The following is an 8,050-nucleotide window of genomic DNA, read 5'->3' as shown; positions in this document are numbered from 1 at the left end:
TCTATAAAAGCAAGCAAGGCCATAGAATCAAACAGTTATGCCAAAATGCAGCGTAATGGGAAATTTGTCGTACACCCGTTTTTATCAGGTGGCGAATAATTACAACAATTGAACTTTTGAAATATTATTCATACTAGTCTATAACTTATTAACTATTCAATAGCAACCACGGTTCCAGAATAGGATATAGGAAACCGGGAGGCGCTATTAAGCCGGATGGTGCTGTTTAAGTTTGGTGCCAATTGAATATAGACATTAAAGTTTTCGGAATTGCTTTTTGCTTCAAAAGTAATGGTATAGCCGTTATTTTTATTTTTCTCTGCGCTATAGTTTTTCATGGCACCGCTAAATTCAATGCCACTATCGCGACCTCCATAAGCTACTTGCATTTGGCGTTCGCCAAAATAGGGTAAATAGGATGAGATACTATCTCCTGATACGGTTAAAAAATTCTGGTTTCCTATTAAACTAATCCCATTCGCAGTATTACCGGGTCCTAGAAGTCCGCTATTGGCTACCTGTTGCATTGCGGATGTAGCCTGTGGATTTGCCCAATCGGATTCAATACGAAACTGGCGGTTTTTTACCAGAGCATCCAAAGCCTCCATATCCGCTTGGTTTATAGCTGGTTTTTGTAACTTACACGATACCATCGTTATGGTTATAATCCCGATAAAAAAATATAAAAATTTCATTCTTAGTATATTTTTGGATTTCCAATTTACCAAAAGTCAACAAATTTGAGTAATAATAAAACGTTAAAAATTGTCTGGTGGCTGTAATGATAAACGATCTCGAGTAGAGCCCATAAGGTATTCTTCCTGATATCCATCGGGACAAAAAAAAAGAAAACCGTAAGTTAGATTTTTTCTCTCCTTGATAAGATGAAATGAATTTAACCTCATTCAATTCCCGTTATTTTAAAATGGTGTTTATGGACGCTATCCAATCCTCTATATTAGTACTATTGGTATCGATGGCAACACTAGCATTTCCATAAGGCATATACATATTTAGGTTAGTAACCGAAAAGAACCCTACCGTAGGCGTTAAAGAGGCACTTGCCAAATGCATCACGCCATTATCGGCAGCAATAAAAACCGCTGTATTATTTATTATGGTGCCCATTTCCCGAACGTCTTTACTATAAAACGTTGGTGCTTTAAATGAAATTTTGGAAATATTTTCAATGGGCAGCATTTCAATGATATTATATTCTGGATATTCCTTTAACAATCGCGCATAAAAAGTTTCCCACCAATCTTCAGGATAACATTTATCACCTGTGGCATTCGTATAAATACTAATGGTTTTTTTGTTGTTTTTAATGATGGTATCCAGTATTTTTTTTCCGTTGGCAATTTCCGAAGCGCTTAATTTAATATCCAAAACAGGTATTTGGCTTTCGTTTTTCGGGAATCCTAATTTTGTTAAATAATGCCGTAAATTATAAATGGGAGATTTTGAAATATGCTCGTGGTCTGGATATTGCTTTTGAACGTTTTCATTGGCATCGCCAAACAATTTAAAAGGCGCATTGGCTAGTTGGGTCAGTAATCTACCGGAAGACGAATCTTTATCCCCATTGATTACCATATCATAACGGGTTCTTTTAATGAAAATCCACTCTTTGGCATATTTGAACAGTTCATTAAAGGGTTTTTTTGGAAGTTGGATTATTTTATTTACCTGTGGATAATTCTGAAAAACGATGGGCGCCACACCCCCTTTTACAAATAAATCTATCTTACAGTTTGGAAAGGTATTGATAACCTCCTGGACCAATGGCGTCAATAACAGTTGATTTCCTAATCGGTGATTGGGCCTGATGATCAATATGTTGTTGATTTCTATTTTTTTGCCAGCATATATTTTTGGGTCGGCATACGAACTTCCAATGCGTTTGGTAATGGCATGCATTAATTTTCTACGGATACTGTTTACCTTTTTTTTAAATCCCATGAATTGTTAAAATTTAAGTGGTGTAAATTACAAATTGAAGCCTAAGCTGCCAAATAAATTCCATACCATACCAATTATATATTTTCCTTTAACCGGTTCTTGTACCAAACATTCAAAACCAGGCCACTTATAATCAGCGCCATACCCAACAGGCTCCAAAAAGTATATATTTCATTGAACAATACCGCACCCAATATCACCGTAAAAACCACTTCAATGTATTTTAAAGGCGCCATTAAATTGGTTGCTGCGTTTTGGAAAGCTTTCGTCATGTACAACTGTCCGTAATACCCAAAGGCGCCCAGACTGAACAAGTAGAGCCATTCCGTGCCTTTTGGTGTTACCCAATGCGGTATGGAAAGCACACCGCCCAAAACGGTGGCAACAACCATAAAATAATTGACCACCACCACTGGATGTTCAGAATTTCCAATCTTATTGATGATGATATATACCAAGCCACTTAAAACCGCTGCCAATAAAACCAAAATCAATCCGAAGGAATCTATTTGTGTATCGAGCCCTTTTAGCACAATAACCCCTACAAAAGAAATAACAAAAAACAACCATTGCAGTGCTTTTATTTTTTCTTTCAGTAAAAAAACCGCAAAAATGGCCGCAAAAATAGGCGCAATATAACGCAACGACACCGCTGTACCTACAGAGAGATATTTTAAGGACATGAAAAACAACAACATGGAAAAAGCACCCGCCAAGGAACGCAATACCATAAGCTTATTATTGCTGCTTACCATCGGGATTTTATTTTTAATTAAATAACCAAAGGTAAAAAACAGCGAACTGAGCGATCTAAAAAAAACAATTTCATAGCTGTTGACTTCCGATAGTTCCTTAACGATGATATTCATGACCGAAAATGCCAAAGCACTTATAATCATGTACTTTATGGAATTTTTAACGTCCATTCATTCTCGGTCTTACGATGCGTCTGGAATTTATAAAATAGACACCTGTTAATAAAATAACGGCAGCGACTATGGATTGTCCCGTTATCTGTTCATCCAAAACATACCAACCCAACAATAAAGCCATCACGGGGTTTACGTACGCTGAAGTGGACACCTTTTCGGTAGAAACTTCCTTTAGTAAAAAATTAAAGGCCGTAAATGCCACCACACTTCCAAATACAATAAGAAGGATCATGGACAGTTGTGCTGAAGGGCTCCACGTTAAAGGAGATGACCAGGTTTCACCCAATAGAAAACTAATAATAAAGAGCATGATACCGGACACTATCATTTGAAAACCCGTATTGACAAAATAATGAGGAGCTAATTCTGCCCTGGCAACAAATAAACTACCCCAACTCCAGCTAATTACGGAGGTAAATATCATGATAATACCAATGATACTGTCGTCTTGGAATACCAGTTGATCTTGACTTACCAATAAGTACATGCCAATAACACCGAGGGATATGCCGATAATGGATTTTCTTTTGATTTTCTTGCCATCCACCATACGCATCATCGCTAAAATTACCAGTGGTTGTATGGATGCTTCCAAAGCTCCAAAACCACTGTCAACATATTTAAGTGCCCATACAAAAACACCGTTGCCATATACTAGGAATAAAAATCCAGCGAAAATATTATTCAAAAGTTGCCTTCTGGTTATAGCCAAATTGAGTTTCATGGCCTTTGCAATAATAAATATGAATATGGAAGCTGTTGTAAAACGAATGGATGCCAAGTATAGCGGTGCCACTTCGGTAACTACAATTTTATTGAGCAGATAGGTAGAACCCCAAATGACATAAATAGCAAAAAAAGCGAGAATGATAAGAATGGTTTTACCAGGAATGCGCATCTAGAAATTTAGGGATTATTGAATATTTCGGTTACAATGGCAGTGTCTGTATGCAAACGCTCTCCTGTTTTTCCTTTTTTTTCATATTGCAAAGTATTCACTACGTAGCGCATCACTTCCTTTCTGGCTATATCGCGTTCATTGCCTTTAACCACTATCCAAGGCGCATGGGGTCTTGCCGTTTTATGGAACATGGCTTCCTTAAAATGCGTAAACTCTTCCCATTTGGATTGTGCCTGTACATCAACGCTGCTTAATTTCCATTGTTTTAAGGGATTGTGAACACGATCTTCCAAACGTCGTTTCTGTTCTTCGGCATCAATGGAAAACCAAAATTTAAACAAGTGGATGCCATCTTGAACCAACATTCTTTCAAGGGAAACTACCTGTTTATTAAATAAATTGTATTGTTTTTTTGTACAAAACCCCATCACGGGTTCTACCACGGCACGGTTGTACCAACTTCTATCAAAAAGTACGATTTCCCCGGGTCCGGGCAAATGCTCAATATAACGTTGGAAATACCACTGCCCAGACTCCTTTTCGGTGGGTTTGGAAAGTGCTACGACTTTAAAAAGCCTTGGGTTTAAAAAACGGATGAATCGCATGATGGCACCCCCTTTTCCGGCAGTGTCCCTGCCCTCAAATATAATAAGGATGCGTTGGTTGGTTTCTTTTACATGCTGCTGCAACCAAACAAGTTCGGTTTGCAGGTTGATGTATTCTTCGTCCTGTTCTAAGAGATGTAATGCCACTTATTTTAACATTTAAATTGCCCACTTGCGAAAGTAGGTAATCCGTAAAAATAATTTTATAAACTTGTTAAATCTTTTTTACACGCACAGCGTTCATGCCTTTTTGACCACGTTCCAGTTCGTAAGTAACGTTGTCGTTTTCTTTAATAGGCTCCAATAGCCCACTAACGTGTACAAAATATTTTTCTTGGTTTATACTGTCCAGAATAAATCCGAATCCTTTTGACGTGTCGAAAAAAGATACTTTCCCTTCTTTGCCTTTTGGCTCCTCTTCACCTCTATCTTCTTTTTTAGGAATCCCCAACTCAATACTTTCTGCCTCCACTTTAACCTTCATGGTTGGGTCTGGCGGGGTATCGGTTAAATTTCCATTATAGTCCACATAAGCAAATTGAATCCCTTGTGGGTTTTCTTTTGCCTCTGCTTTACGAGCGTCTTTTTTCTTCTGCTTTTCTTCTCGTTTCTTTAAGCGTTTCTTCTCTTTTTCAATTTTGTTAAATGTGACTTGCGATTTTGCCATTGTTTATGTTAACGGGTTTAGTTATATGATTATTTCTTTTATTTGGATATTCAATGCTTTTTGGATATCGTGTATTTTTTGTAATTCTCCGGGGATTATCAATGCTATGGAGTTCCCTTTTTTTCCTGCCCGGGCAGTTCTTCCGCTTCTATGCGTGTAATATTCCAATTGTTCAGGCAGTTGGTGATGGATAACGAATGCTAAGTTGTTTACATCAATGCCTCTTGCCGATACATCGGTAGAAATCAATATCTGCAAATTTTCATTTTTAAAAGCCCGCATCACTTTATCGCGTTCCTTTTGTTGCATATCGCCTTCCAACGCACCTACCGAAAACCCTTCATCCATTAATTTTTCGGTCAAATCTTTGGTGCCGGCTTTTGTTCTGCAAAAAATAATACCGCGTTCTCCTGTCCTTCTACCTAACAATGTTACTAAGATATTAAATTTTTCTTTGATATTGGTGGAAATATACTGATGTGTAATATTGGCATTTACCAAATCATCCTTATTTACCTCCACTTTAACAGCGTTGGGCGACATATAGGTTTTGATGATGCGCTGGATTTCCTCGGGCATAGTCGCCGAAAACAACCACGTATGTCGTTTGCTGGTATTGTATTTTAATATTTTGTTTAAATCCTCTTTAAAACCCATGCTCAGCATCTCGTCAGCTTCATCCAACACCAAGGTTTTTACGTTTTGTATGTTTACATCACCACGTTCTATTAAATCCAATAAGCGTCCCGGTGTTGCAATAATGATGTGGGTGGTACGTCGTAAAGCCGAAATTTGTCTGTCGATTTTTTCGCCACCATAAACACCTTCTGCAAATATTTTTTCTTCGGAATACTTCGTGAATTTAAAAAGCTGTTTTTTTATCTGCTGAACCAATTCGCGTGTGGGTGCTAAAATCAATGCTTGAACATCGTTTGAAGCTGTATCGATATGTTGAAGAATAGGCAAGCCATAAGCAGCGGTTTTACCAGTGCCTGTTTGTGCTAATCCAATAAAATCGGTAGTAGATTGTAACAATACAGGAATGGTTTTTTCCTGTATATCGGTTGGGGTTTTAATATCCAGTTCTTTAAGTGCTTTTACAAAGTCTTTTTGAACCCCTAATTCTGAAAATGTTGGCATACTTATTTTTACGATTTTGCAAAGGTACGCCTATTAAATGAATAATGAATAGTGAATAGTTTATAATGAGGAATATTAAAAAGGAGACACGTCCCGATAGCTATCGGGACGTGTCAAAAAAAATCAATCCTCCGGTGGATACCCATGGATACTTTCAAAAACATCATCAAAATTTGAACGCAGATATGAGTTTAATTTTTTCCGGTAATCGTCTTTCAACCATTCCACAAAGTTAAAAGTGCTTTTACTGATGCATTTGGTGTAACGTTGAATTCTGAAATCAATATCATCACCCAACATTTTTGCCAATGCCAAAGCATCGTAAACATCTTCGCTATTTTCCACACAAATCTTCGCATGCTGTTCAATGGAGCGTTCTAAAACCACTTTGGTAGTTTCCCCACTTCTAATGGAATCCACATAGGTTTTTTGAATATCGAAATAAACGTCTTTGGATTTTGAGAACTCCTTTCGCAATTCATCGGGCATTTCATATCTAAAATTGCTTTCCAATTCGTCATCACCTAAAATAGAATCCAGGTAATAATTGGGCGACCTGAATATACGTTGCCAATCCAAATCATCGCCCCAAGGCCCAAAACGGTGAAAGTTGTTCCCCAAATCGATAACGCTAAAGGTATTTTTATCTTTTAGAATCCGAGACCCACGCCCAATCATTTGATAATAAAGTGTTAACGACTTGGTAGCTCGGTTTAAAATGATGCTTTCTACGGTAGGTTCATCAAAACCTGTGGTTAAAATACTCACCGAAGTTAAAATAGCACCCGGTGTTTTTTTAAACCATTTCAATATCAAGGCGCGTTCTTTTTTTGTGTTGGTATTGTCAAGATGCGCAATGGCGTAACCTGCCCTTCTAAAGGTATCGTACACATGCAGTGAGGTATTGATACCGTTATTGAATATCAAGGTTTTTTTACCTTTTGAACGTTCCTCATAAGCATGCAACAACTTGGTTAGCATGTCGTTATCAGTATATAAATCTTCTGATGATTTAACTGTGTAATCACCATTCGCTCCAACCACTAACGAGGTTAAACCCACATTATAGCTAAACATTTCGGCACGCGATAAAAATCCATTGTTGATTAAAGATTCGATGCTTTCACCAACAATTAATTCATCGTAATTATCGGTCATTGGTAATTCAATGCTCGAACTTAAAGGCGTTGCAGTAACCCCTAAAATAAACGACTGACTAAAAAACTTGAACAGTTTCGTGAATGAATTGTAATGCGCTTCGTCAATAATAACCAAACCAATATCAGAAATATCCAATTTATCATCGGTCAACCTATTGTTCAAGGTTTCAACCATGGCTACAAAACAGCTATAATTCCCTTGGTCGCTTAAATCGGCTTTACTGTCAATAACCTTGTTTACAACGGCAAATTCAGTAAGCATGTTGGAAGTTTGCTTGCACAACTCAATACGATGCGTCATTACCAACACCTTCTTTTTGTGGTGTTTCAAATACTGTCTTACAATTTCAGAAAAGATAACCGTTTTTCCACCACCGGTTGGTAACTGGTACAGTAAATGATAGTCATCAGGAGATTCTTCAAAAGCTTTAAAAATTTTATCGATAGCCCCTTTTTGGTAACTATATAAATCTTTTCCAACCCTTCTGTCTTCTAATTCTAATTTTGATACGGACATGCATGTAACTTTAATGACGTGCAAAAATAACACCTTTAAAGGGTTTATGAAGTATGTTTGATATGAAATTTCAAATGAATTTTATATATATCCTTAAATCCGCAAGCGAATGTTGAAAAGAAAGTTGAAAAGTCAGTAAAACCAGTGCTTTAAAGACTTTTCACTT

The 8,050-nt window shown here is 37.2% G+C and carries 8 protein-coding genes; all 8 read right to left on the bottom strand.

The window, feature by feature from the left end; translation table 11 throughout:
• Positions 1-152: 152 nt before the first annotated feature.
• Positions 153-695 (bottom strand): DUF4251 domain-containing protein, encoded by a 543-nt coding sequence (locus ACU1LP_RS18995; RefSeq protein ID WP_445731727.1) that lies wholly within the window; start codon positions 693-695, stop codon positions 153-155.
• A gap of 220 nt (positions 696-915) precedes the next feature.
• Positions 916-1,962 carry a glycosyltransferase family 9 protein gene (locus ACU1LP_RS18990; RefSeq protein WP_445734458.1) on the bottom strand — a complete coding sequence of 349 codons (1,047 nt, stop codon included), beginning with the start codon at positions 1,960-1,962 and terminating at the stop codon, positions 916-918.
• A 74-nt stretch (positions 1,963-2,036) separates the two neighbouring features.
• Positions 2,037-2,888: a DMT family transporter gene (locus tag ACU1LP_RS18985; RefSeq protein ID WP_445734457.1), complete on the bottom strand. Its 852-nt coding sequence runs from the start codon at positions 2,886-2,888 to the stop codon at positions 2,037-2,039.
• A complete protein-coding gene (locus ACU1LP_RS18980; RefSeq protein WP_445734456.1) occupies positions 2,878-3,792 on the bottom strand; it encodes an EamA family transporter in 915 nt (304 codons plus the stop codon). The genes ACU1LP_RS18985 and ACU1LP_RS18980 overlap by 11 nt, the downstream gene beginning before the upstream one ends.
• A gap of 8 nt (positions 3,793-3,800) precedes the next feature.
• Positions 3,801-4,547 (bottom strand): polyphosphate kinase 2, encoded by a 747-nt coding sequence (gene ppk2, locus ACU1LP_RS18975; RefSeq protein WP_445734455.1) that lies wholly within the window; start codon positions 4,545-4,547, stop codon positions 3,801-3,803.
• Between the two features lie 67 nt (positions 4,548-4,614).
• Positions 4,615-5,067 (bottom strand): cold-shock protein, encoded by a 453-nt coding sequence (locus tag ACU1LP_RS18970; protein WP_445731722.1) that lies wholly within the window; start codon positions 5,065-5,067, stop codon positions 4,615-4,617.
• A 21-nt stretch (positions 5,068-5,088) separates the two neighbouring features.
• Entirely contained in the window at positions 5,089-6,207 is a 1,119-nt protein-coding gene (locus ACU1LP_RS18965) for a DEAD/DEAH box helicase (protein ID WP_445734454.1), read from the bottom strand.
• Between the two features lie 123 nt (positions 6,208-6,330).
• Complete coding sequence (locus tag ACU1LP_RS18960; protein ID WP_445731720.1) at positions 6,331-7,884, bottom strand: DEAD/DEAH box helicase; 1,554 nt, start codon at positions 7,882-7,884, stop codon at positions 6,331-6,333.
• Positions 7,885-8,050 lie beyond the last annotated feature (166 nt).

The sequence above is a fragment of the Mariniflexile sp. genome, from assembly GCF_052728615.1.
The sequence above is the reverse complement of the archived record's forward strand: the minus strand, read 5'-3'. Positions and strand labels throughout refer to the sequence as shown.

Excerpts from the sequence above, each read along its gene's own strand:
- ACU1LP_RS18995 (WP_445731727.1), bottom strand. The coding sequence starts at position 695 with ATGAAATTTTTATATTTTTTTATCGGGATTATAACCATAACGATGGTA.
- ACU1LP_RS18990 (WP_445734458.1), bottom strand. The coding sequence starts at position 1,962 with ATGGGATTTAAAAAAAAGGTAAACAGTATCCGTAGAAAATTAATGCAT.
- ACU1LP_RS18985 (WP_445734457.1), bottom strand. The coding sequence starts at position 2,888 with ATGGACGTTAAAAATTCCATAAAGTACATGATTATAAGTGCTTTGGCA.
- ACU1LP_RS18980 (WP_445734456.1), bottom strand. The coding sequence starts at position 3,792 with ATGCGCATTCCTGGTAAAACCATTCTTATCATTCTCGCTTTTTTTGCT.
- ACU1LP_RS18970 (WP_445731722.1), bottom strand. The coding sequence starts at position 5,067 with ATGGCAAAATCGCAAGTCACATTTAACAAAATTGAAAAAGAGAAGAAA.
- ACU1LP_RS18965 (WP_445734454.1), bottom strand. The coding sequence starts at position 6,207 with ATGCCAACATTTTCAGAATTAGGGGTTCAAAAAGACTTTGTAAAAGCA.
- ACU1LP_RS18960 (WP_445731720.1), bottom strand. The coding sequence starts at position 7,884 with ATGTCCGTATCAAAATTAGAATTAGAAGACAGAAGGGTTGGAAAAGAT.